General features: G+C 68.6%; 18 protein-coding genes and 1 other RNA gene. 3 read left to right on the top strand and 16 right to left on the bottom strand.

Annotated features, from left to right (window positions below; genetic code table 11):
• Window positions 1-11: 11 nt before the first annotated feature.
• The 9 genes from recR to JE033_RS13605 form a co-directional block, all read right to left on the bottom strand.
• A complete protein-coding gene (gene recR, locus JE033_RS13645; RefSeq protein ID WP_200332324.1) occupies window positions 12-608 on the bottom strand; it encodes a recombination mediator RecR in 597 nt (198 codons plus the stop codon).
• Window positions 609-684: 76 nt separating this feature from the next.
• Window positions 685-3,576 (bottom strand): DNA polymerase III subunit gamma and tau, encoded by a 2,892-nt coding sequence (locus JE033_RS13640; protein WP_370567976.1) that lies wholly within the window; start codon window positions 3,574-3,576, stop codon window positions 685-687.
• Between the two features lie 47 nt (window positions 3,577-3,623).
• The gene (locus tag JE033_RS13635) at window positions 3,624-5,096 is read right to left on the bottom strand and encodes an NAD(P)/FAD-dependent oxidoreductase (RefSeq protein WP_200332323.1); all 1,473 of its coding nucleotides are present in this window, start codon (window positions 5,094-5,096) and stop codon (window positions 3,624-3,626) included.
• A 76-nt stretch (window positions 5,097-5,172) separates the two neighbouring features.
• Window positions 5,173-5,269, bottom strand: an RNA gene (ffs, locus tag JE033_RS13630) — signal recognition particle sRNA small type.
• 85 nt (window positions 5,270-5,354) lie between these two features.
• Window positions 5,355-7,391 (bottom strand): ABC transporter ATP-binding protein, encoded by a 2,037-nt coding sequence (locus JE033_RS13625; RefSeq protein WP_200332322.1) that lies wholly within the window; start codon window positions 7,389-7,391, stop codon window positions 5,355-5,357.
• Window positions 7,391-9,127: an ABC transporter ATP-binding protein gene (locus tag JE033_RS13620; RefSeq protein WP_200332321.1), complete on the bottom strand. Its 1,737-nt coding sequence runs from the start codon at window positions 9,125-9,127 to the stop codon at window positions 7,391-7,393. The genes JE033_RS13625 and JE033_RS13620 overlap by 1 nt, the downstream gene beginning before the upstream one ends.
• Window positions 9,128-9,355: 228 nt before the next feature.
• Window positions 9,356-9,733: a 50S ribosomal protein L7/L12 gene (gene rplL / locus JE033_RS13615; RefSeq protein ID WP_010154996.1), complete on the bottom strand. Its 378-nt coding sequence runs from the start codon at window positions 9,731-9,733 to the stop codon at window positions 9,356-9,358.
• Window positions 9,734-9,810: 77 nt separating this feature from the next.
• Window positions 9,811-10,320, bottom strand: coding sequence for a 50S ribosomal protein L10 (rplJ, locus tag JE033_RS13610; protein WP_058593907.1), 510 nt, complete (start codon window positions 10,318-10,320; stop codon window positions 9,811-9,813).
• 435 nt (window positions 10,321-10,755) lie between these two features.
• Entirely contained in the window at window positions 10,756-11,478 is a 723-nt protein-coding gene (locus tag JE033_RS13605; protein ID WP_234037528.1) for a response regulator transcription factor, read from the bottom strand.
• A 427-nt stretch (window positions 11,479-11,905) separates the two neighbouring features.
• On the opposite strand from JE033_RS13605, the gene JE033_RS13600 reads away from it, so the two are divergent.
• Entirely contained in the window at window positions 11,906-12,436 is a 531-nt protein-coding gene (locus JE033_RS13600) for a YqaJ viral recombinase family protein (protein WP_234037590.1), read from the top strand.
• A gap of 24 nt (window positions 12,437-12,460) precedes the next feature.
• Here the strand turns inward: JE033_RS13600 and JE033_RS13595 are convergent, their stop codons facing one another.
• The 7 genes from JE033_RS13595 to JE033_RS13565 form a co-directional block, all read right to left on the bottom strand.
• Window positions 12,461-13,057, bottom strand: coding sequence for a PH domain-containing protein (locus JE033_RS13595; protein ID WP_200332319.1), 597 nt, complete (start codon window positions 13,055-13,057; stop codon window positions 12,461-12,463).
• Window positions 13,058-13,098: 41 nt separating this feature from the next.
• Window positions 13,099-14,790 (bottom strand): flotillin family protein, encoded by a 1,692-nt coding sequence (locus JE033_RS13590; RefSeq protein WP_200332317.1) that lies wholly within the window; start codon window positions 14,788-14,790, stop codon window positions 13,099-13,101.
• Window positions 14,790-15,392 (bottom strand): hypothetical protein, encoded by a 603-nt coding sequence (locus JE033_RS13585; protein WP_370567975.1) that lies wholly within the window; start codon window positions 15,390-15,392, stop codon window positions 14,790-14,792. Before JE033_RS13585 ends, JE033_RS13590 begins: the two co-directional genes overlap by 1 nt.
• A 77-nt stretch (window positions 15,393-15,469) precedes the next feature.
• Window positions 15,470-18,034, bottom strand: a complete 2,565-nt coding sequence (locus tag JE033_RS13580) for an ATP-binding cassette domain-containing protein (RefSeq protein ID WP_200332315.1) — start codon at window positions 18,032-18,034, stop codon at window positions 15,470-15,472.
• Entirely contained in the window at window positions 18,031-19,077 is a 1,047-nt protein-coding gene (locus JE033_RS13575; protein ID WP_370567974.1) for an ABC transporter permease, read from the bottom strand. The genes JE033_RS13580 and JE033_RS13575 overlap by 4 nt, the downstream gene beginning before the upstream one ends.
• A 27-nt stretch (window positions 19,078-19,104) precedes the next feature.
• On the bottom strand, window positions 19,105-20,778 hold the full coding sequence (locus JE033_RS13570) for an ABC transporter substrate-binding protein (RefSeq protein ID WP_370567973.1): 1,674 nt from the start codon (window positions 20,776-20,778) through the stop codon (window positions 19,105-19,107).
• Window positions 20,775-21,992: an amidohydrolase family protein gene (locus JE033_RS13565; RefSeq protein WP_200332313.1), complete on the bottom strand. Its 1,218-nt coding sequence runs from the start codon at window positions 21,990-21,992 to the stop codon at window positions 20,775-20,777. The genes JE033_RS13570 and JE033_RS13565 overlap by 4 nt, the downstream gene beginning before the upstream one ends.
• 271 nt (window positions 21,993-22,263) lie before the next feature.
• On the opposite strand from JE033_RS13565, the gene JE033_RS13560 reads away from it, so the two are divergent.
• Both JE033_RS13560 and JE033_RS13555 read left to right on the top strand, forming a co-directional pair.
• A complete protein-coding gene (locus tag JE033_RS13560) occupies window positions 22,264-22,632 on the top strand; it encodes a DUF2568 domain-containing protein (protein ID WP_200332311.1) in 369 nt (122 codons plus the stop codon).
• 98 nt (window positions 22,633-22,730) lie between these two features.
• On the top strand, window positions 22,731-23,801 hold the full coding sequence (locus JE033_RS13555; protein ID WP_200332309.1) for an LLM class flavin-dependent oxidoreductase: 1,071 nt from the start codon (window positions 22,731-22,733) through the stop codon (window positions 23,799-23,801).
• Window position 23,802 lies beyond the last annotated feature (1 nt).

Here is a 23,802-nt window from a genome sequence, read left to right as displayed (position 1 = left end):
GACGTCTCCGGTTACTCCACCTTACGGCGGCCTTCGAAGGCGCGTCCGAGCGTGACTTCATCGGCGAATTCCAGGTCGCCGCCGACGGGAAGCCCCGAGGCCAGACGCGATACCGGCACTTCGATGGAGGTCAGCAGCCGCGACAGGTACGCCGCGGTGGCTTCGCCCTCCAGGTTCGGATCGGTCGCGATGATCACTTCTTGCACGTGGTTCTCGCCGACGCGACGCATCAGTGCGGGGATGCTGAGATCGTCGGGCCCGATGCCGTCGATCGGGCTGATGGCGCCGCCGAGCACGTGATAGAGGCCGCGGAACTGACGCGTGCGCTCGATCGCGACCACGTCTTTCGGCTCTTCGACGACGCAGATGATGCTGTCGTCACGGCGCGGGTCTCGGCAGATCGAGCACCGCTCGTGCTCGGTGATGTTGCCGCACACGTCGCAGAAGCGCACCTTCTCGCGGACCTCGCTGAGCAGTTCGGCGAGCTTGGAGACGTCGAAGTTCTGCGTCTGCAGAATATGGAACGCGATGCGCTGCGCCGACTTCGGACCGATGCCAGGCAGCCGACCGAACTCGTCGATCAGGTCTTGGACGATGCCGTCGTACACGGTGGAGCCTCCTCGGGTTGACGACGTGACGCGCGCCGTTCAGCACACACCCTAGTCGCGACGTTGCATGGGCCGCTCAACGCGGCGGGAGCGGGCGCTCCTCGACGAACCGGGCCCCGAGCACTTCGCGCACCACTGACTCGCCGTACCGTGTGAATGCGGGCCGAGCCGCCGGCGAGGCGGGGGCGGCAGCACTCGGCGCTGAAGCGGGAGCGGGGGCGGGAGCGGGGGCGGGAGCGGGGGCGGGAGGGACGGCTGCGGGCGCCTGGCCGAGCGTAGATGCGACACCTGCCGAAGATGCCGGGGTCGGTGCGTACGGGTCGCCCTCCGCCGAGTCGTCCGGCGCTTCGCCGAGGTCTCCCGCATAGGGGTCGCCGTACTCCGCCGGATCTGCGAACCGTGCGGGCGCCGCATCTGCGTCGACCGCTGCACGCGCGGCCGCAGGCGCTTCTCCCGCTGGGGGCTGTGCCTCGGCTGCGTCCTGCGTCATGGCTGCCTCATCGCGCGTCGCCGCGGCGGCAGAGGCCGACGGTTCGTGCTCAGCGGTGGTCGGAGCATCGTTCGAGTTCGATGCGGGGGTCGGAGCGTCGATCGAGCTCGATGCGGCCGGTGGCGCAGATTCGGGCTGCGGATCTGCCCAGGCGGGAGCAGCGAGAGCCGGACCCAAGCCGCTCAGGCGTGCCGCTGCCCGAACCATCGGGTCGTTCGCGTCTGGGGCGGCGACGGTCACGCCCTGCGGTTCGGAGGAGCGTGTGTCGGATGCGGTATCAGGCGTCTGCCCGGCTGGGTGAGGCTCCTCTGCGTCAGCTGCGGCCTCTGGCTCGCGCGCGGCGCCGTGACCGGCAGCCGCCTCGCCGGCGGTCATGCGCTTCGGCTTGTATTTCACGCTGATGCCAACGGCGGAGAGAATCGTCTCTCGGAGCGGACCGGCTCCGGTCGTCTTGAATGCGGCAAGATCGGATTCCGAGGCGAGGCCGACCGTGAGCACGTCGCCTTCGAGCGCCAGCGGCGCGATCACTCGCACGGCGTTCCATGCATCACGATCGAGCTCGAGCAGTTCCTCGAGCAGATCGGGCCACACCTCCATCAGGTCTTCGTACCCGCCGGAGGTTTCGGCGTCGGACTCCGTCGCGGCCTCGTCAGGGACGGGCCCTTCGGCCGCGGCCGCCTGCTCAGCCGGAGCCGGCGCGGTGTCACCGACGGTGCCACCGACGGTGGCCCCTGCTGCGGGCGCCGCCGGCCGGGGTGCCGGTGCATCGTTGCCGATGCTCTCGATCTGCGCCGAGCTGAGCACTGCCGAGATCGGACGGCCGAATTTCGCTGCGCCCTCATTCGGATGGGGTGCTCCAGCATGCGGTGCTCCAGCATGCGGAGCTCCAGCATGCGGTGCTCCGGCGTGCGGGGTCTCCGGTCGAGCCGGCGCGGCTGGCGGAGTCGCGGTGTCTTCGACTGCAGTCGCCCCCGCAGTCTCAGGATCGGACGCAGGAGCAGGTGACGGCGCAGGAGCAGGAGCAGGTGACGGCGCAGGAGTAGGCGCCTGCGCAGGCGCTGCTGGCCGCTCCGCCTCCCCGCCCTGCGCATCCTGCGACAGGAACTCCCGGATCGATGCTGCCGTCTGCGCGGCATTCGGGGCGCCAGTTGCAGCGTTCGGCGCGGCCGGACCACCCGGAGCCGGCGCCGGCCGAGGCGTTTCCGTCTGCTCAACCGCAGCGCTGCGAGCCGCCGCGAGCGCGGCCATGGGATCGGGCGCCGGCTGGGCCGGCGTGGCGGCGTTCGCGGGAGCAGCACCCGACGGCCGCTCGCCGGTCGGCACCGAGCCGGACTGTGCTGATTGCGCACGCGGCTCAGTGCGCTCCACCGGCTGCGCGGCGTGCACCAGGGCTCGCGCGATCATGAGTTCGAGCTGCAGCCGCGGCGCGGTAGCACCCGCCATCTTGTCGAGGGCAGCGCTCACGACATCGGCGATGCGCGACAGCTCGCCCGGCCCGAAAGCGCGGGCTTGCTCGAACATCCGCGTGAGCTGATCCTGCGGCACGCCGCGGAAGATCGCTGCAGCACCGTCGACGGTCGTGGCATTCACCACGATGAGGTCGCGCAGGCGTTCGAGCAGGTCCTCGACGAAGCGACGCGGATCCTGCCCAGTCTGCACGACACGATCCGTCGCTCGGAATGCTGCGGCGGCATTATGCGCCCCGAATGCGGCGACGGCGTCGTCGAGCAGCTCTGCGTGGGTGAAGCCGAGCAGGCCGGCTGCGCGGTCGGCGGTGACGAGCGGAGTCTCGGACCCCGCGATGAGCTGGTCGAGAATCGACAGCGTATCGCGCACCGATCCGCCGCCCGCTCGCACGACGAGGGGAAGCACGCCGGGCTCGACCTGCACGCCTTCGCTGTCGCAGAGCGACTGCACGTAGTCGATGAGGGTGCCGGGTGCGATGAGGCGGAACGGATAGTGATGGGTGCGCGAGCGGATCGTGCCGATGACCTTGTCTGGCTCGGTCGTCGCGAACACGAACTTCACGTGCGGCGGCGGCTCCTCGACGATCTTGAGCAGCGCGTTGAACCCGCCGGGCGTCACCATGTGCGCCTCGTCGATGATGAAGATCTTGAACCGATCGCGCGCCGGGGCGAAGACCGCGCGTTCGCGCAGGTCCCTGGCATCATCGACGCCGCCGTGGCTCGCGGCATCGATCTCGACGACATCGAGCGAACCGCCACCGTCGCGGCTGAGTTCGACGCAGCTCGGGCAGACCCCGCACGGCGTATCAGTGGGCCCCTCGGCGCAGTTCAGGCACCGTGCAAGAATGCGGGCCGAGGTCGTCTTGCCGCAGCCCCGCGGGCCGCTGAACAAATAGGCGTGCCCGATGCGACCGGTGCGCAGGGCCGTCATCAACGGTTCGGTGACCTGCGACTGCCCGATCATCTCGGAGAAAGCTTCTGGCCGATATCGGCGATAGAGTGCGGCAACCACGACACCATGCTACCGGCGGCCGCCGACATTCTGGCCGGGGCCGAGGGCTACCGGAGGCTCAGGTCAGGCGCTTCGAGCCCGTACTCGTGGCGCAGCGCCGATTTCGCCGCGTACCAGCCGCACAACCCGTGCACGCCGGGGCCCGGAGGCGTCGATGACGATGCGAGGTAGATGCCGCGGCCCGGAGTACGCCAAGGGTCGACCGAGAGGGTCGGCCGCGCGATCAGCTGCGGCAGCGTGATGGCTCCCGCGCTGAAATCGCCGCCGTGGTAATTGCGGTTGTAGCGCGACATCTCGTCCGCGGTCGTCACGCGCACAGCGCGGATCCGGTCGCGGAACCCGGGAGCGAAGCGCTCGATCTGCCGGATCACCGGCTCGCCCATGTCGACCGTCGACCCGCTCGGCACGTGCGTGTACGTCCATACGGCGTTCACTCCTGGAGCATTGCGGCCGACATCGAACTCCTCGGTCTGCGCGAGCAGCACATAGGGGTGAGCGGGGTGCCCGCCCGAGGCGACGACGCGTTCCGACGCTGCGAGCTCCGGTCTGCTGCCGCCGACGTGCACCGTGGGCGCCTGCGCCACGCGCGGGTCGCTCCACGGGATCGGTCCGTCGAGCACGAAGTCGACCTTCGTCGCAGCGTCGCCGTAGGAGAAGCGACGCAGGGCGCGCCGGTACCGCGATGGGAGCTCTGATCCTGCGATCCGCTCGAGCCCGCGCGCCGACGTGTCGAAGACGCGAACCCGGAACGACGAGAGCTCGCGGACGTCATCGACCGGGTGCGCCGTCTCGATGCGCCCTCCGTGCGCGAGCAGATCAGCCGCGAGTGCGTCGGTGATGGCGCGGGATCCCCCCACCGGCACCGGCCACCCCACTGTGTGGGCGAGCGCGCCGAGCACGAGCCCGACGCCCGCTGTCGCGAGGTTCGGGAGCCTGCCGATGCTGTGCGCGGCGACACCGGAGAGCAGGGCCGGGGCAGCGGCCTCGCGGAATCGCGCATTCCACAGCGGCGTGCCCTGTTCGAGCGCGCGAAGACCGGTGAGCAGCGCGGCGATCGGATGCGCTGGCCACCGCAGCATGCCACCCCCCAGCGTGAAGTCGAGCACTCCGGGGAGATGCTGCAGGAGCGGTCGGTAGAAGCGGCCGTAGTTCGCGCCGTCGCGCCCCAGCTCGGCGATCGTGCGGTCGAGGTCGTGGTACGCGATCGCCGCGCGATCCGTCCCGCCCCCGGCTCGGCCGTCGAGCGGATTCGCGTAGGAGGCAGCCGGAACCACGAACTCCATGCGTCGTTCGATCTCGAAGGCCCGGAAGAACCCCGTCGCGAGCGCCATGGGGTGGATGGCGGAGCACACGTCGTGCAGCACCCCTGGCTCCACGAGTTCAGTGGTGCGCGTGCCACCGCCGATCGTCTCGGCAGCTTCGAACACCGTCACCGGAACACCCGCACGCGCGAGCGTTACAGCGGCGGCGAGCCCATTCGGGCCCGCACCGATGACGGCCGCTCCCCCAGAAGACTGCATAGTCCGATCGTACTCTTCGTATGCGCTCCCACGCCGAAACGCCGAGTCGGACCGGCTTCCGAGGGCGGCGTGGGAATGAAAATACTCCCCACGCACCCGCCAGAGCCCAGGTACCCTTGCTTCGTTTCCGACCTGGGGGAGTTCCCTGAGATAGCGCCACGTGGGGAGCCAGACCAGTCTACCCGACGTTGAGCCCCGTTCGGTACGCGGCCAGCACCGCGCCGGGCAGCGCTCCCACCGAACCCGGCAGGAGCGCCGCTACGCCTGCGCGTCGCCCGCCGGCTGCGCCTCGGCCGCCAGCACCTCTTCGGCATGCGCCTCGGCGTCCTCGCCCGCGAACTGCGCCTGATACAGCGCGTAGTACGCTCCGCGACGGGCGAGCAGCTCATCGTGCGACCCCTGCTCGACGATGCTGCCGCGCTCCATCATGAGAATGGTGTCGGCGTCGCGAATCGTCGACAGCCGATGGGCGATCACGAACGAGGTGCGATCGGCGCGCAACGCACTCATGGCCTGCTGCACGAGCACCTCCGTGCGCGTGTCGACGGACGAGGTCGCCTCGTCGAGGATCAGCAGCGACGGATTCGCGATGAAGGCCCGAGCGATGGTGAGGAGCTGTCGCTCCCCCGCCGACAGCGACGACGCGTTCTCCGAGATCACCGTGTCGTACCCATCGGGCAACTGCCGCAGGAACCGATCGACCATCGTCGCCTCAGCGGCTGCGACGACCTCGTCGTCGGTCGCATCGAGTCGCCCGTACCGGATGTTCTCGCGGATCGACCCTTCGAAGAGCCACGCGTCTTGCAGCACCATGCCGACCTGGCCTCGCAGCTCCGCGCGTGACAGATGGGTGATGTCGATGCCGTCGAGCAGGATGCGCCCACGATCCAGCTCGTAGAAGCGCATCACGAGATTCACGAGCGTCGTCTTGCCCGCGCCGGTCGGCCCGACGATGGCGACCGTGTGGCCCGGGCTCGCCTCGAGCGACAACCCCTCGATCAGCGGCTGATTCGGTTCGTAGCTGAAGGCGACGTCCTCGAACTGCACGTGACCGCTCGTGCGCTCGGGCAAGCGCTCCGAAGCCGTATCCGCGTCCTGCTCATCGGCGTCGAGCAGCTCGAACGTGCGCTCGGCGGATGCGACGCCGGACTGCAGCATGTTCGCCATCCCCGCCATTTCGGCGATGGGCTGGGAGAACTCCCGCGAGTACTGGATGAATGCCGTCACATCGCCGAGCGTCATCTGCCCGCCGGTCACCCGGAGCGCGCCCACCACGGCGATGAGCACGTAGCTCAGGTACTGCACGAACTGCATCGCCGGCATGATGGTGCCGGAGAGCGCCTGGGCCCGGTACGCGGCGCCGAAGAGCCCCTCGTTGCGCCGGTCGAACTCCTCGAGCATCTCGGCATCGCGGTTGAAGATGCGCACCAGCTCGTGGCCCGTGAACGACTCCTCGATGTGACCGTTCAGGTCGCCCGTGTGCTTCCACTGCGCGACGAAGAGCTTCTGCGCGCGCACCCCGACGACTCCGGCGATGATGCCCGACAGCGGGAGGGCGATCAGCGCGATCAGCGCCAACTGCCAGGAGACGATGAACATCATCGCCGTGATGCCGATCACCATCAGCAGCGATTGCACCAGCTGCGACAAGGCCTGCTGCAGCGCCTGCTGGATGTTGTCGACATCGTTCGTCACCCGCGAGAGCACGTCGCCGCGCTGACGGCCGTCGAAGTAGCTGAGCGGCAGACGATTGATCTTCGCCTCGATGTCGGCGCGCAGCTGGTAGACGACCTTCATGACGAGGCGGTTCAAGATGAACCCCTGCAGCCACATGAGCACCGATGCGACGAGGTACATGCCGAGCACGGTCAGGATCAGGCGACCGAGCAGATCGAAGTCGATCCCTTCGCCCGGCACGATCTGCGCGCCGGCCAGCACGTCCGCGAACTGCTCGTTGCCGGATGCGCGCGCGGCGTCGACGGCCTGGTCCAGCGTGATGCCAGCGGGCAGCTGCTTGCCGAGAATGCCGTTGAAGATCACGTCCATGGCCTGGCCGAGGATCTTCGGCGCGATCACGGTCAGCACCACCGAGCCGATCACGAGCAGCACGACGAGCGAGAACTGCCATTTGTGCGGCGCGAGCAACCCGACGAGGCGCTTCGCCGACGGCCAGAAGTGCTTCGCCTTCTTGACGGGCTGACTGCCCGTCCAGTCGTCGTTATCGGGCTGGTAGTCGTCGGGCAGTTCGAGGTCTTCGGTGCTCTGAGCCTCGGCTGAAGATTGCTTCCGGGCCATTACGCCGCCTCCGTCGCTTCGAGTTGAGACCGGACGATCTCGCGGTACACCTCACTGGTGTCGAGCAGCTCCGCGTGAGTGCCCCGATCGACGATCTCGCCGGCCTCCACCACGAGAATCTGATCGGCTTCCGTGATCGTGGAGACGCGCTGGGCGACGATGATCGTCGTAGCTCCGGCGGTCGCGTGCGGAAGCGCAGCCCGCAGTCTCGCGTCGGTCGCGACGTCGAGCGCCGAGAACGAATCGTCGAACAGGTACACCCGCGGCTTCGCCACCAGCGCGCGGGCGATCGACAGTCGCTGCCGTTGTCCGCCGGAGACGCTCGTGCCGCCCTGCGACACGGGCTCGTCGAGCCCGAGCTCTTTCTCGCGCACGAAATCGTCGCCCTGCGCGATGCGCAGCGCCTCCCACAGTTCTTCGTCGCTCGCATCGGCCCGCCCGAAGCGGAGGTTCGACGCGATCGTGCCGGAGAACAAGTATGGGCGTTGCGGAACGAGGCTCACCGCTTGGGCCAGCTGCGCGCGAGTGAGCGCATCGACGGGCGCTCCATCGATCGTGATCGAGCCTTCCTGCGGATCGTAGAGGCGGAGCAGCAGGTTGAGCAGCACCGTCTTCCCCGCGCCGGTCGACCCGATGACCGCCGTCGTCTTCCCGGCTTCGGCGACGAAGCTCGCGCCCGTGATGACCGGCTTCTCCGCACCGGGGAACCCGAAGGTGACCCGATCGAACTCGATGCGACCGGCCGCGGGCGTCGGCACCGCCTCCTCAGACGGGAACGACAGCGTCGAACGCGTGTCGAGCAGCTCACGAATGCGCTCTGCGCAGACGACCGCGCGCGGGATCATCATCGTCATGAAGACACCCATCATCACCGCCATCAGGATCTGCAGCAGGTACTGCAGGAATGCGGTCAGCGACCCGACCTGGACGAGGCCGTCGTCGACGCGATGCCCGCCGAACCACAGCACCGCGGCAGTGGCGAAGTGCAGCACCATCATGATGACGGGGAACATCAGCACGAAGACGTTGCCGACCTTGACCGAGACCTCGGTGATGTCACGGTTCGCCCGCTCGTAGCGATCCGCTTCGAAGTTCTCTCGCACGAACGCGCGGACCACGCGGATCCCCATGATCTGCTCGCGCAGCACCCCGTTGATCGTGTCGACCCGCGTCTGCATCGTGCGGAACAGCGGCAGCAGGATCCAGACGAGGAACCCGACGATGACGGCGAGGATCGCCACTGACGCCCAGACGAGCCACGACATCCCCGCGTCTTCGCGAAGCGCCATGATGATGCCGCCGACCGCCATGATCGGCGCCGTGACCATGAAGTTGAGCGTCATGAGCACCAGCATCTGGATCTGCTGCACATCGTTCGTACCGCGCGTGATCAGCGTGCCCGCCCCGAATTTGGTGGCTTCGAGCGTGCTCAGCGAGTCGACCTTGCGATACACCTCGCGTCGCAGATCTCGCCCCACACCCATCGAGGTGCGCGCGCCGAAGTACACGGCGGTCACCGCTGTCGCGACCTGAGCGAGCGATACCAGCAGCATCGTGCCACCGGTGTTCCAGATGAAGCCCGTGTCTCCGCGTGCGATGCCCTGATCGATGATCTGGGCGTTCAGGCTCGGCAGCCAGAGAGCGGCGATCGTCGACAGCAGCTGGAGCCCGAGCACGGCGGCGATGAAGGGCCAGTACTGCTTCGCGTGGCGGAACGTCAAGGCGATGAGAGCCACGGGGATCCTTTCTCCAAGTGTCGCGGGGCGGGGACGCGCCCGAAGCGTGGGCGCCGAGCCTGCGCGGCCGGAACACGGTACTCACTCTGCGACGGCTGTACCAGCAGTCGTACCGACGACGGGGCGACACCCGTGCCGGGTGGAAAAACAAGTGGGGGCAGGTCCACCTTACGGCGAACCCACCCCCACAGGAAACAAGACTCAGCGACTGAGCCCCATCACCGCTCGTTAGACGAGCTTGACGCCAGCGCCAGCCTCTTCGAGCTTTGCCTTCGCTTCTTCAGCGGCTTCCTTCTTCGCGCCCTCGAGCACGTTCTTGGGAGCCTCTTCAACGAGCGACTTCGCCTCGCCGAGACCCAGGCCGGTCAGCTCGCGCACGACCTTGATGACCTGGATCTTCTTGTCGCCAGCCGACTCGAGGACGACGTCGAACTCGTCCTTCTCCTCGACGGCCTCAGCAGCGGCAGCCGGAGCAGCAGCAACGGCAACCGGAGCAGCAGCGGAGACGTCGAAGGTCTCCTCGAATGCCTTGACGAACTCGGAGAGCTCGATGAGGGTGAGCTCCTTGAACTGCTCGAGCAGCTCTTCGGTGGAAAGCTTAGCCATAATGTTTCTCCTTGATGTGTGCCCTCACGCGAAGCGTGCGGGCGGGGTTGTATAACCGATCCGGCGTGAGCCGAGTCTTACGCGTCCTGCTTCTCCTGCAGCGCGCCGAAGCCGCGTGCGGCCTTGGCGGGCAGGGCGGCGAACAGCTGTGCAGCACCGACCAGAGCAGCCTGCATGGCGCCGGCAGCCTTGGCCAGCAGCACCTCGCGGCTCTCGAGATCGGCAAGCTTGCCTACCTCAGCGGCGGTCATGGCGTTGCCATCGAAGTAGCCCGCCTTCACCACCAAAAGAGGGTGTGCCTTGGCGAAGTCACGCAGCGACTTTGCGACCGCGACGGTGTCACCGTGCACGAAGGCGAGAGCCGAAGGACCGGCGAGCTCGTCATCGAATGCGGTGATCCCGGCGTTGTTGGCCGCAATCTTCGTCAGCGTGTTCTTCGCCACAGCGTACGTCGCGTGCTCGCGGATGCTGTCGCGGAGTTCCCGCAGTTCAGCAACCGAAAGACCGCGGTACTCAGTCAGCAGAACGGCGTTCGACTCTTCAAACTTCTGCTGAAGATCGGTAACCGTAGCGTCCTTCGTAGCCATGGCGCTCCCTAGCTTGTCGTACCCGCGCGGCGGATGCCGCTCGGGGGCCGCGCCGCTCGAAGCGATTCGCTCGGAAATTCACCGAAACGAAAAGAAGCTCCGGCGCGCATGCACGGAGCTTCATAAGATCGGGATCGAGATCCCGTACTCAAGGAGTTCTGCACCTGCGCAGGTCTCCGCTCTCGCGGACGTTCCGGAATCCTCGCGGATCCTACCGGCGGTCTTGGGCCAGGGGAGACTCTACCATCACAGAGGAGGGAACGCAAAAGGCGGGAGCGAGCCGCGGCGATGCCGCGCCGCGGGCTGCGCAAGAGCGATGCTCTTGCGATGCTCAAGCCGCGGGCCCCCGCATGTAGCCCGCCACTCCTCGCTGCGCTCCGTGAGCCGCGGCGATGCCGCGCCGCAGGCTGCGCAAGAGCGATGCTCTTGCGATGCTCAAGCCGCGGGCTTGAGCATGTAGCCCGCGCCACGCACCGTGTGGAGCATCGGCACGCGGCCGGCATCGATCTTCTTGCGGAGATAAGAGATGTAGAGCTCGACCACGGTCGACTTCCCCGTGAAGTCGTACGCCCAGACCCGATCCAGAATCTGCGCCTTCGAGAGCACCCGATTCGGGTTGCGCATGAGATAGCGCAGCAGCTCGAACTCCGTGTTGGTCACCGTGATCGGCTCACCGGCTCGCTCCACCTCGTAACTGTCTTCGTTGAGCGTGAGATCCCCGACACGCAGCACGGGGTCGGGATGCTGCGCGAGCGTGAGCTGAGAACGGCGCACGAGGCCGCGGAGGCGAGCGATGAGCTCCTCCAGGCTGAAGGGCTTGACGACGTAATCGTCGCCCCCGGCAGTGAGCCCGTTGACGCGGTCCTCCACGGAATCGAGCGCTGTCAGGAAGAGCACCGGGAACATCTCCCCGGCCGAGCGGAGTCGGGCGAGCAACTGCATGCCGTCGAGGTCTGGCAGCATGATGTCGAACACAGCGACATCCGGATTGAACGAGGAGATCTTCTCGAGCGCTTCCCGGCCCGTCGCAGCGGTCTCGACCTGCCAGCCCTCGTACCGGAGCGCCATGGCCACGAGCTGCGTGATCGAGTCCTCGTCGTCGACGACCAGGGCGCGGATCTTGCCTCCGTCGGCACGCTGCAGCGATGATGATTCCATTCCTCGGAACGCTCCTCTCAGCCGATATGATCGCGCGCTCCCGAATTGAACGCGCGTCGCAAGCGGTTGGCTTCGTCTTCCCGATTCGCGGCACCCCTGCGCGGAGTGCGGCGAAATGTTGCGGGCTTCAGAATACTTACCTCACCTGCGTTTTCGCCTGCTTCAAACCTCTAGAACCAGTGTTTTTCCATGTGCCACCTATGCGAATGCTGCGTCTGCACCGGGTCACCGGCCGGTTCCCCGGACGCGGTTGCGCCGAGGCACGGCCCCCGCATTGGGCGCTCGCGATCCCGCGATTCGCGCACTGCGCGAGCTGCTGCCGGACCGCGCGTTGCGCGCCGCGGAGAGCGAGCCGTGAGAAACTGAAGGGGTGTTCGCCCCAGCTCCCGTTCATCTCCAGCGCATCGTGACCGATGGGTCCGATCGCATGGCGTGGATGCGAGCCCGCGCCCGCGGCATCACCGCGACCGACGTCGCGAAGCTGTCGACCTCGCGCTCGATCGCCGCCGCCGCGCACGAGAAACTGCACGGCAGTCGTTTCATGGGGAACGTCTACACCGAGCACGGGAAGCTCCGCGAGCCCGAGATCGCATCCTGGGTGCTGCGCGAGTACGAGATCGAACCGAGCCAGGCGCTCTTCCACGCGGAGACCGATCTCAGGCATCTCGCGACACCCGACGGGCTCGCATTCCGCGGCACGGGCGCGATCGAACTGGCGGAGATCAAGACCACGAACAAGGAATGGCGTTCCATCCCCCGCAATTACCTGCGCCAGGTGTGGTGGCAGCAGTACGTGCTGGGCGCGGAGCGCACGCTCATGGTCTGGGAGCGGCACGAGAATTTCGTGCCAGTGGGCGATCCCGAGTGCCGATGGGTCGATCGCGACGAGAATGAGATCGAGCGCCTCGTGAAGCTGGCGGGCGAGCTGATCGACGTGCTCATCGCCCGGACGACCTGACCCGGCACCGAGCACGCTGCGTGTTCACGCCTCAAGGTTCGTGAAGGCCACGTTCGAGGTGGGCCGGAACTCTCCCATTCGGCGCTCGACGCGCGTCGCGTGGGCGTAGTTGCGCTCGACGAGTTCCTGCAGGGCATCCGCCGCCGCCGACACTCCAGGCACATCGGGGATCGTCGTGCGCTCCGGGCCGATGAACAGGTCGACGTCTCCCGCCCCGAGGAGCCGTTGCAGCAGCGAGCGACGGGTGCGCACCTCGCGGATGCGCACGAACGAGACCTCGCTGCGATGGCGCGAGAAGACGCCGTGCCGCTGAATCACCCGCCGCGTGGTCACCGTCGTTCGATACGTCAGCCACCGGAGCACGGGGAAGACGCCGAGCAGCAGCGCGAGCACGACTGCTCCCACTCCCGCCAGCAGATTCATCCAGCCTTCGGCGAAGGCGCCGACCCAGTAGCCCGCTCCGCTCGAGAGAGCGACGAGCACCAGTACCGGCAGCACGAGTCTGCGTCCGTGCCGCCGGAACCGGAGGAGCACGACCTCGGGCTGACCGTAATCCGCGGGCGCAGGGCCGAGCACGGACTCGACCTCCGACGTCAGCGATTGCGGGTTGCGTGAGGGCATGCCCCTATTCTGCACCGTTCAGCCTGGAGCTCCGGCGGGGCCTACTGGGATCCCCCGCCGAACGGGTTCGTCTGGTCGCCGGCGGCAGCGGCACGCTCTGCAGCAGCAGCAGCAGCTGTGCGCGCCGCATCATTCGCCGCCTGCGCTGCGCTGTCCGCCGCGTCCGCCGCTGCATCCGCCGTTGCAGACGCCGCGCTGGTCGCACTCCCCGCGACCCGGCGAGAGCTCTCCGACAGATCGGACTGCCGGAACGATTCAGAGGATCCGGAATCGAATCGATCCCCGGCGCGGCGATCGCCGTGATCGCCACGGCCGCCCTCCGACGCATCCCGCGACGCGCGGCCGGCGGCCGCACCCGCGGCGCTTCCCGAGACCGCCCCGTTCAGCATGCCGGCGAGGTCGATGCCGACCGTGTCCTTCGCCATCTCGAGGAGGCCCTTGATATTGCCCATGGCCTCCCCGGCGACCTTCGACGTTCCGTCGGCCGACACGACGGTCATGTGCTCGATCGCGCCGATGGCGCGCGCGTACTCCGCCGCGATCTCGGGCAGCAGGTGGATGAGTTCCTGGGCGAGCACCGCCTGGGACTGCGTCTCGAGTGCGCGGGCGCGCGCGTCGATCGCCGTCGCTTCCGCGGTACCCTTCGCTTCGAGTGCCGCAGCCTCGGCGCGACCCTCGGCTTCGAGCGCTTCTGCGGCGGCGATACGCGCCACGCGGCTCGCCATGCCCTCGCGCTCGACGGCCTTCGCGCGACCTTCGGCCGCTGACACGGATGCGGCGGCTTCAGCCTTCGCGAGGGCCTCGACGCGGTACGCCTCTGCCTCGGCGACCGCGCGCACGTCGGCGTTCAGTCGCTCGGTCTTCAGCGAGACCTCTTTCTGAGCGGTGATCTGCTGCTGCTCGACGATCGCCTGCTGCTGGATCGCCTGCTCGAGCGGCTCGGCGGCCGATGCCTGCGCGGTGGCTTTATCGGTCTCGACCTGGATCTCGGCCTGACGCAGCTTCAGCTCGCGGTTGCGGTCGAGCAGCACGCGCTCGGCGCCGATCTTCGCCTCCTGCGACGCCTGGTACGCGATGGTCTCGGCGATGTCGGCGGCCTGGCGCACCTTGGCCGCCTCAGGACGGCCGATGTTCGAGATGTAATCCGCGCCGTCGCGGATCTCCTGGATCTGCAGCGTGTCGACGACGAGGCCCTGCTTCGTCAGGGCTTCCTCCGCCGCTTCGAGCACGCTCTGCGCGACGACAGCGCGGTCGCGAATGATCTGCAGTACCGTGAGGCCGCCGATGATGGAGCGGAGCGAACCCGACAGCACCTCCTGCGTCGACTCGTCGATCTCATCGGAGTTCGACAGGAATCGCTGGGCGGCGGCCCGGATCATCTCCTGCGTTCCGCCGACCTTGACGACGGCGACGGCCTGGGCCTGCATCGTGATGCCGTCGGTGGTCTGGGCCTCCGTGGTGATCGAGAGTCGGCGCGAGCGCAGGGAGATCGTGAACGACTTCTGCACGAACGGGACGACGAAGACACCGCCGCCGGTCACGACCTTCTGACCGGAGAGGTCGCGGCCGCGGTTGCCGGCAGCGTCGACGACCTCCTTGCCCTTGCCGCCGGTCACGATGATCGCCTCATCCGGTTTCGCGATCCGGTATCGCTTGATGATGACGAGCGCGATCAGCACGAGTGCGATCACCGCACCGAATATGCCGATGATCGCCGGGCTTGCGAGGAACATTACGTCTCCGTTCGGGGTAACGGTTGGGCGTGGGATTCAGGGAGTACGGGTTCGACGCGCACCGAGGTCGAGGTCACGACCTGCACGATGCGCACCTGCGCGCCTCGGGGCACGGGAGCCTCGGCGGACGCTGAGAGGGAGATTCGCTCGCCGTGCCGCGTGACCGCGACCTCGCCGAGTCCGTTCGCCGGGATTGCGAGGACGACGGCGCCGGTGGATCCGACCAGGTCGGTGCCGCTGACGGCGGTATTCGACTCTGCCCCTCTGATGGCTCGCGAGAGCCACCACGCGGCTGCGGCTCCGAGCAGGCCGGAGAGCGCGCCCACGATCGTCGCGACGGGGGTCGACATGCCGGCGCCGACGCTCGCGAACGACGCGAACCCGAAGATCGCGGTGAATGCTGCGATGGTCGTGAGACTCAGCGGCCCGTCGCCGAAGTCGAAGGCATCGAAGATGCCGTCGAGCAGGAGCGAGATCAGCAGCAGCACGCCGCCGACCACACCGATGATGAGGAAGATTCCGCCATCGAACAGGGAGCCGTCGAACACGCGCTCGATCCAGTTCATGATGCCGTCCATGGCCGCCCCCTCGATGGCTGTCACTGGCAGCGTACCAAGCGCCCGCTGCCAGCGCGCAACGGTCGAGCATCCTCAGGGGTGCGCTAGGGGATCCAGATCGTTCAGAGCCGCACGACCGAGGTGAGCAGCGCTCGGCCGTAATCCGTTCCGGGATCCGTGAAGAAGGCGCGGTCGCCGGATTCCACGACCGCACCATCGCGCATCACGAGCACCCGATCGCAGAGTTCGTGCACGACCGCGAGATCGTGCGAGACGAAGACGATGCCGAGTCCGAGATCGTCGCGCAGCCTCTGCAGCAGTTCGATCACACGGGCTTGAGAGGTCGTGTCGAGCGCTGAGGTCGGCTCGTCGGCCACCAGCACCTGCGGGTCGGCGGCGAGCGCGCGGGCGATCGCGACGCGCTGGCGCTGACCACCCGACAGCCGGTCGGGCGTGGCGCCGGCGAGGCTTGGATCGAGCCCGACCTGACGCAGCAGTTCCGCGATCCGAACCGCCCGAGCAGGCGCGAGACCGCGCGATCCCGCCTCGCGCGCGGTGCCGGCGCGTCGCAGTCGCAGCACCTCGTCGAGCGCGCTGCCGATCGTGCGACGCGGCGTCAGCGACGAGTAGGGATCCTGGGGCACGAGTTGGATCCGCCGCCGCTCCGACCGACCGCGTCGCGTGCCGAGCGCGACCCCGTCGAGCCGCACCTCGCCTGTGGAGAGCGTGGCTTGACCGGCGATGGCGCGCGCGAGCGTCGTCTTGCCCGAGCCCGACTCCCCAACGACTCCGAGCACTTCGCCGGCACTCAGGCGCAACGAGACACCGGACACGGCGCTGACCGCTCCGAAGTTCACGGCGGCGTCGCGCACTTCGAGGAGTGAGGGGCGCGCGTCGACGCCGAGCGCGTGCTGGGCCTGCGCTTCGCCGGGTCTCGAGGCGGGATCCGGATGCTCGGCGGGAGCCTGGCGTGCGGCGAGCCTCGGGAGCGCCGGGACCGCCGCGAGCAGCGCGCGGGTCTCCGCCGCGCTCGGCGCGGCGACCAGGGCGGCGACGGCGCCGGACTCGACGATCTCGCCCCGCGCCATGACGACGACCCGCTCGCACATCGCCGCCACCACCGCGAGATCATGCGAAACGAACACGAGCGTGAGCCCGCGCTCCACGCGCAGCTCGCGCAGGAGGAGCAGCACGTCGCGCTGCACGGTCACGTCGAGTGCCGTCGTCGGCTCGTCGCAGAGCAGCACATCGGGCGACCCGGCGAGCGCGAGTGCGATCACCACCCGCTGCCGCTGACCCCCCGAGAGCTGATGCGGATAGGAGCTGGCGATGCGCACCGTGTCGACGAGACGCACCTGAGCCAGGAGGTCGTGCACACGTTCGTCTGCGGCACGCGCGCCGAGACCCGGATCTGCGGCGCGCACGGCGGCGCGCACTTGCCTGCCGACTCGGGTCAACGGATCGAGCGCGGTGAGCGGTTCTTGGAACACCATGCCGACCGAGCCGCCGACCGCGATGCTCCCGGAGGCGATGCGGAGTCCGCGCGGCATCAGGCCGAGCACGGCGCGCAGAGTGAGGCTCTTGCCCGAGCCGGATTCGCCAACGATGCCGAGAGCCTCACCCGCCCGCAGCTCGAGGTCGATACCGGCGCGCTCCCCGACGAGCACGGCGCCGCTCGTCGTCGCGATGCGCAGTCCGCGGATGCTCACGGTCCCGCGCTCGGGCGCGACGTGCTCGCGCGGCCGGCGACGCGGATGCTCCCAGCGACGCGGATGCTCCCGGCTGAGCGAACGCTCGCGGCGGCGCGCACCGGGAGTGCCGGTGAGGGAGGGCGACACCAGGGAAACCCGGCTGCGCGGTGCGCCCACGCGCATCAGATCGCCGATGCCGTCGCCCAGCAGTGAGAGCGCGATGCCGGTGAGCACCACCGCGCACCCGGGGAGGGCCGCCAGCCACCAGTGCGTCGTCACGAATTGCTGAGCATCGGCGATCATGGTGCCCCAGTCGGGCGTCGGCGGTCGGATCCCGAGACCGAGATACCCGAGGGTCACGATGGCGACCATGATGAGCACGATCTCAGAGGCGAGCAGCACGATGGCCTGCGGCAGCACGTTCGGCAGCACGTGGCGGAGCAGCACGCGCGCGTGGGAGAGGCCGCCTCCCCGGGCGCTCCGCACCCAGCCGGCGTCGCGCATGGAGGCCGTCATCGCCCGGAGCACGCGCGCGTACCCGACCCAGCCGACGAGGGCGAATGCGACGACGATGCCTCCGGCGCCCGCCCCCAGGGCGAAGACGAGCGCGATCACGATGATGTAGAACGGAAAAGCGATGACGGTATCGGTGACGCGCGATGCCACCCAATCCACTGCGCCCCCGGAGTAACCGGAGATGAGACCGACGGCCACGCCGATCGCGAACGGGGCGAGCGAGGCGAGCACGGCGATTCCGAGGTCGATCCGCGCAGCGTAGAGCATGCGGGAGAGCACATCGCGGCCGAGCTGGTCCGTGCCGAACCAGTGCTCCGCCGAGGGCGGCAGCAGCCCCTGCGTGAGATGCTGTTCCGTCGGCGAGTACGGCGCCAGGGCGGGCGCGGCGAGCGCGATGATCAGCAACAGACCGGTGAGGATCACGCCGACGACGAGCGCCGGCGACCGGCTGGCGCCGCGTGCGGCGCTCGGATCCCTCATCGCTCGTCCTCCGTCGGGTCGGGTGCGAGTGCGGCCTCCCCGGAGGGCAGGAGCCGCGCATTCGATCCCGCACCGCCGATGGGACTTCGCGCGTCGCCGACCCGCAAGCGGGGATCCAGCGCGCTCGACAGCACCTCCGCGAGCGTCGTGATCAGTACGACGACGACCGCGCAGTAGAGGGCGATCCCCTGCACGACGGGGAAATCGCGCGTGCTGATCGACTGGAAGAGGAGCGAGCCGAGGCCATTGATGCCGAAGACCCGTTCGACGACCAGCGTTCCTCCGATGAGATACGCCGTGTTCACGCTGAGCAGGGTCAGCGTGGGAAGCGAAGCGCTGCGCATCACGTGGTGCCACACGATCCGCCGCTCTGGGATGCGCGCCGCCCGCAGCGTCGTGACGAACTCCGCTTCGAGCACATCGATGAGCTGGGCACGGAGCGACCTGATGAGCGGCGGCGCCATGCCGAGCGCGACGGCGAGCGCGGGCAGGAACAGACTGCGGAGCGGCTCGGCCGGCCCCGACCCGACGCCCCCGACGGGGAACCAGCCGAGCTGCACGGCGAAGACGATGATCAGGAGGAGTCCGACCCAGAACAGCGGCATTCCCATGCCGATGGCGGGGAGGATCCGCACGAGGTGATCCGCCAGGCCGTCGCGGCGCAGCGCGGCGACGAGCGACAGCGGCACGGCGATGAGCACGGCGAGCAGGAGTGCGAGGGCCACGATGCCAGCGCTCACGGGCGCTTTGTCCAGGATGAGCTCCCGCGTCGACACCCCGGTGACCAGCGAGGCGCCCGTATCGAAGTGGAACACCACCTGCCCGAGGAAATCGGTGAACTGCTGCCACAGCGGCAGATCGAGGCCGAGCTGCGCGCGCAGCGCGGCAACGGACTCAGGCGTCGCACGCTCGCCGAGGATCATGGCCGCGGGGTCGCCGGGAACGAGGCGCAGGAGGAAGAAGGTCGCGACGACGACCCCCAGCATCACCGGCACGATCCGGACGACGACGCGCCCCGCGGCCTGCACTCCCCGTTTCACCACGATCCCACTGTATGGCGTCGCCTCCGGCTACTCGGCGCCGCCGGCGAGCCACGCGTCCTCGAAGCGCACACTGCCGTTCGGAAGCACGGTGAAGCCGTGCACGTCGTCGCGCGTCGCCTTCAGGTTCGCCGGGAAGAACAGCGGGATGTAGGGCACCTCATCGGCGAGGGTCTGCTGGATCTCCTGATAGATCTCCGTGCGCTCCTCACCCTCGGGAGTCGTTCGTCCCTGCCGCATGAGTTCGGTGACCCGCTCGTTCGAGTAGTGCGTCCAGTACGACTTGCTGAACCCGTCGGGGTCGGCCTGGAAGGTGATGAACCCGTTGGGGTCGGGGGCGTCGGACTGCCCGCTGTTGAGCATGAAGTCGAAGTCGTACGCGAAGAAGCGCTCGCGGAAGGCGGCGATGTCGATCTGCTCGATCTCGACGTCGACGTCGATCTGCGCAAGGGATTCCTGCACGATCTGCGCGATCTGCGCGCGTTGCGAGTCACCGCTCGCGAGCAGCAGCGTGACGGAGAACCCGTCAGGATACGGCGACTTCGCGAGCTCCTCCCGTGCGGCATCGAGGTCGAAACCGAGCGGCCGCACCGTCTCGTTGGCCGAGTCCGTGATGGTCGGCGGCAGCAGCGCGTTGGCCACCTCTGCCGTACCGAACGTGGTCGCCTGCGTGATGCCTTCGCGATCCAGCGCGAGCGCGACGGCGCGGCGCACGTGCTCATCCGCGAACTGCTCCCGCTGGGTGTTGAAGAAGACCTGCTCCGTCGACCATCCGCTCGTCTGCGACAGCACCATGCCGTCACCGCTCTCGACCTGCGCCGCATTCGCCGCAGGCACGTCGTCGATCGCATCGAGCTGACCGGCCGCGAGCTGCTGCTGCAGTTGCGTGTCATCGGCCACGAGCTTGTACACGAGGGAGTCGACGTAGGGCTTGCCCTCCTGCCAGTAGTGCTCGTTCTTCGCGAAGGCGAGGTCCCCGTTCGGATCCCACGTCTCGACCACGAACGGGCCGGTACCGATCGGACCCTCGAAGAACTCCTCCTCGCTCGCGCCCCCGAAGTCCTGCGGGAAGATGCCGTTCGAGAAGCTCGCGAGCTCCGAGAGGAACGGGGTGTAGCGTTCGCTCAGCGTGATGACCACGTCGCGCTCGCCCGATTCGGTGATGGCTTCGATCGGAGCTTCCAGCGGCAACGGCCCGCCCACCTCGATATGCCGCTCGAGCGAGAAGACGACGTCGGCGGGAGAGACCTCCGTGCCGTCTGAGAACGCGAGTCCGTCGCGCAGCGTGAAGGTGTAGGTGAGCCCGTCTGCGGACTCCGCGTATTCCGCGAGCCACGGAACGATCTCGCCGTCCGAGTCGAAGCTGACGAGCGGCTCGAAGATCTTGTCGATCGCGAACGCGTTGTTCGCGGTGATCTGCTGATTCAGATCGAGATCGGTCACCGAGGCGACCCGCCCGAACTCGAGCGTGCCACCGCTCACCGGATCACCGGCCTCGCCGGAGCCGGCACCGCTCGACAATCCTCCCGCGCACGCGCTCAGCAGCAGTGCTGCGGAGAGCGCGAGAGCTGCGGTCGCAGTGCGACGGCCGGCGCGTCGGCTCGGGCGGGGGGCGTGCTGGCCGGCGCGGGGCTGAATGGCGCCGGGCTCAGTGGCGCCGGGCTCAGTGGCACCGGGCGTGCGGAGACGGAGGGCGGGGGTCACAGGTGGTCCTCTCGAGGATGGGGTGGGAAATCGGGGCGCCGCGGATCGATCAGCCGCCCTTCGAGCAGCACGCCGACGATCGACGCGGGGTCGGACAGGGCACCGGGTTCGCGGGGATCGCGGGCCAGCAGCACGGCGTCTGCGACCGCTCCCGGCGCGATCACTCCGAACGGCGGAGGGTGACTCGGCGCGTCGGGATCCTTCGCACGCGCGAGCAGTGCCGCTCCGGAAGACGTCGCCGCGACCAGCCCCTCCCTGACGCTGAGTCCGGCTTCGACCAGCGCATCGAACTCGACTCGGTTGGTGCCGTGCTGCTCAGGAGTGCCGAAGTCGGTGCCCAGCGCGATCGCCACGCCCTGGTCTCGGGCGATGCGCACCGCGTCGGGGTGCGCAGCCACCGCCGCGTCGACTCGGGCCGCGAGCCCTGCGGGGAGCTTCCCCGCGGCGATCATCTGCTGCACGAGGCGGTAGATGCGCAGCGTGGGCACGAACGCCGTACCCGACTGAGCGGCGCGACTGGCCTGCTCGACGGTCAGGTAGATGCCGTGCTCGATGCTCGCCGCTCCCGACTCGATGGCGAAGTCGATGGCGTCCCCGCCCCACGCGTGGACCATGACGCCGGCCCCGGCCGATGCCGCTCTGCGAGCGGCGCTCGCGAACTCGGTCGCCGAGAAGTGCGACTGGAGGGACGCGCCCGCCGGTGATCCCACTCCATCGGTGGCGACGATTTTGACCCAGGCCGCTCCCGCCTGGAGCACCTCCTCCACCGCACGGTCGATCCCCCCGGCAGCATCGGCTCGCGCCCGGTCGATGAGCGCCACCGAGCATGCGATTCTGGGCCTGGACTCGGCCGGGATGCGCTCACGTGTCGTGGTCGCGAGCCCCCCGGCGTCGCGTACGCTCGTGAAGCCGGCGCGCAGCGTGCGACGGAGCGCGTCTGCCGTCGCCCGGTGCGCCTCCTCCTCCGTGAACTGCGCGCGGTCCGCCGCGTCGAAGGCGTGCCACGCGGCATGCAGATGGGCGTCGACGAGGCCGGGCATGATCCAGCGGGCCTCAGTGGGAATGCGCGGCGCCGCCGCCGCGCCGAGAGCTCCGGACTGCGCCGCGTTGGCGGGGTCGCCGATTGCCGTGAAGCGTCCCCCGTGCCAGGACACCCGTTGCGGCTCCGAGAAGTCGCCGTGGGCGTCCATGACGCGCAACGTCGCTGTCGTCATGGTGCTCCTTCAACTGTGATGTCGGTGGGCGGTGCTGGGAATGTGTGCGGCGCGGGAGCGTGGTCTATCTCATCACCATATGGAAGCACCCGGAGGTGAACCACTTCCCGACCCAGGCGCTGGACCACGTCGCCCACCGAGCGCCGCCCCTCCCCTCTTCTCTGCGAGCGAGGTCACTCTTCGTGCGTGTTGTGAGCGCGACACGCACGAAGAGTGACCCCGCTCCCACGGGAGGGGGACGCAGGCGGCGGGCGGCGGGTAGACTGGTTCGGTGATCAGTAGTTCTTCGACACCCGCCCCGCACGCTGCGAGCCCCGCGCTGCTGCTTGCGCGCGGTCTCTTCCACCTCGCAGCGATCGTGATCGTCACCGTGTGGGGCTTCCTCGCCTGGCCGCTGCCGTTCCCCGGCATCTTCACGGGCCTCGGACTCTTCGTACTCGCGGTACTGCTCTGGGCGCTCTTCCTCTCGCCGAAGCCGGTACTGCGCGTCGATCGCTTCGCGCAGGCGCTGTTCGAGCTCTGCCTCATCGCCGCGGCCGTCGCCGCTCTGCTCGCGCTCGGCGTGTTCTGGGTGTGGCCGGCCGCGTTCGGCGTCGCCGCTGCGACCGTCGGCTTCATCGTGTCGAGCCGCCGCGCGTAGCAGCGCTGGGCCACGCGCAGGCACCCTGAGTCACGCGTAGTCGCACTTACGGATGCGGCATCCGGAATAGCCAGCGCGCTGACGGTGTTCTCACCGGCATGACCCCGCTTCGCGCCGTCGCCGGCGCTACCCCCGATCAGCTCATCCTCGGCCTCGATACGTTCGGTGACGTGACATTCGACGACGCGGGCGGGCGGAAGTCGCACGCGCAGGTGCTCCGAGACGTCATCGAGCAGGCCGTTCTCGCCGACCGCCTCGGCGTCGACGCGATCACGCTCGGCGAGCATCACCGGGACGATTTCGCCCTCACGTCGCCCGAGATCGTGCTCGCCGCCATCGCCGGTCGCACCGAGCGCATCCTGTTGGGCACCGGAGTGACCGTCCTCTCGAGCGACGACCCGGTGCGCGTGTACGAACGATTCGCCACCCTCGACGCTGTGAGCTCGGGTCGCGCTGAGGCGGTGCTCGGCCGGGGATCCTTCATCGAGTCATTCGCGCTCTTCGGCTACGATCTGAACGATTACGATGCGCTCTTCTCGGAGAAGCTCGACCTCTTCGCGCGGCTCCGCGAGGAGGGCCCGGTGACCTGGTCGGGGCAGCATCGCGCAGCGCTCGTCGACCAGCACGTCTACCCGAAGACCGAGCAGCCCGAGGGCGTGCGGGCGTGGGTGGGGGTGGGCGGCAGCCCCGAGTCGGTCGTGCGCTCGGTGCAGATGGGCATCCCCATGATGCTCGCGATCATCGGAGGCGACCCGTCTCGCTTCGCCCCGTTCGCGAATCTGTATCGCAAGGCCCAGCGCGAACTCGGTCGCGCAGCCATGCCGCTCGGAGTCCACTCCCCCGGACACATCGCCGAGTCGGACGCCGAGGCGCAGGAGCAGCTGTGGCCGCATTTCGAGAAGAATCGCAACCGCATCGGCGCCGAGCGCGGCTGGCCGAACACCACGCGCGCAGAATTCGAGCGCGAGGCCGACAGGGGCTCGCTGTACGTCGGGTCCCCCGAGACCGTGGCTCAGCGCATCGCGGCCACGGTGCGAAGTCTCGCCGCCGATCGGTTCGACCTGAAGTACGCCAACGGCACGATGCCGCACGCGTTGCTCATGCGCAGCATCGAGCTCTACGCGACCGAGGTGATGCCGCGCGTGCGGGAGCTGCTCGGCGCGTCGTGAT

Origin of the sequence: Leucobacter sp. L43, from assembly GCF_016597785.1 — a bacterium.
Classification (GTDB): domain Bacteria; phylum Actinomycetota; class Actinomycetes; order Actinomycetales; family Microbacteriaceae; genus Leucobacter; species Leucobacter alluvii.
Note: the sequence above shows the minus strand (reverse complement) of the source record. Positions and strands in the feature narration are given on the sequence as shown.

Coding starts and splice junctions, on each gene's coding strand:
- JE033_RS13635 (WP_200332323.1), bottom strand. CDS start 5,096: ATGCAGTCTTCTGGGGGAGCGGCCGTCATCGGTGCGGGCCCGAATGGG.
- JE033_RS13625 (WP_200332322.1), bottom strand. CDS start 7,391: ATGGCCCGGAAGCAATCTTCAGCCGAGGCTCAGAGCACCGAAGACCTC.
- rplL (WP_010154996.1), bottom strand. CDS start 9,733: ATGGCTAAGCTTTCCACCGAAGAGCTGCTCGAGCAGTTCAAGGAGCTC.
- rplJ (WP_058593907.1), bottom strand. CDS start 10,320: ATGGCTACGAAGGACGCTACGGTTACCGATCTTCAGCAGAAGTTTGAA.
- JE033_RS13605 (WP_234037528.1), bottom strand. CDS start 11,478: ATGGAATCATCATCGCTGCAGCGTGCCGACGGAGGCAAGATCCGCGCC.
- JE033_RS13600 (WP_234037590.1), top strand. CDS start 11,906: ATGGCGTGGATGCGAGCCCGCGCCCGCGGCATCACCGCGACCGACGTC.
- JE033_RS13595 (WP_200332319.1), bottom strand. CDS start 13,057: ATGCCCTCACGCAACCCGCAATCGCTGACGTCGGAGGTCGAGTCCGTG.
- JE033_RS13590 (WP_200332317.1), bottom strand. CDS start 14,790: ATGTTCCTCGCAAGCCCGGCGATCATCGGCATATTCGGTGCGGTGATC.
- JE033_RS13580 (WP_200332315.1), bottom strand. CDS start 18,034: ATGAGGGATCCGAGCGCCGCACGCGGCGCCAGCCGGTCGCCGGCGCTC.
- JE033_RS13565 (WP_200332313.1), bottom strand. CDS start 21,992: ATGACGACAGCGACGTTGCGCGTCATGGACGCCCACGGCGACTTCTCG.
- JE033_RS13555 (WP_200332309.1), top strand. CDS start 22,731: ATGACCCCGCTTCGCGCCGTCGCCGGCGCTACCCCCGATCAGCTCATC.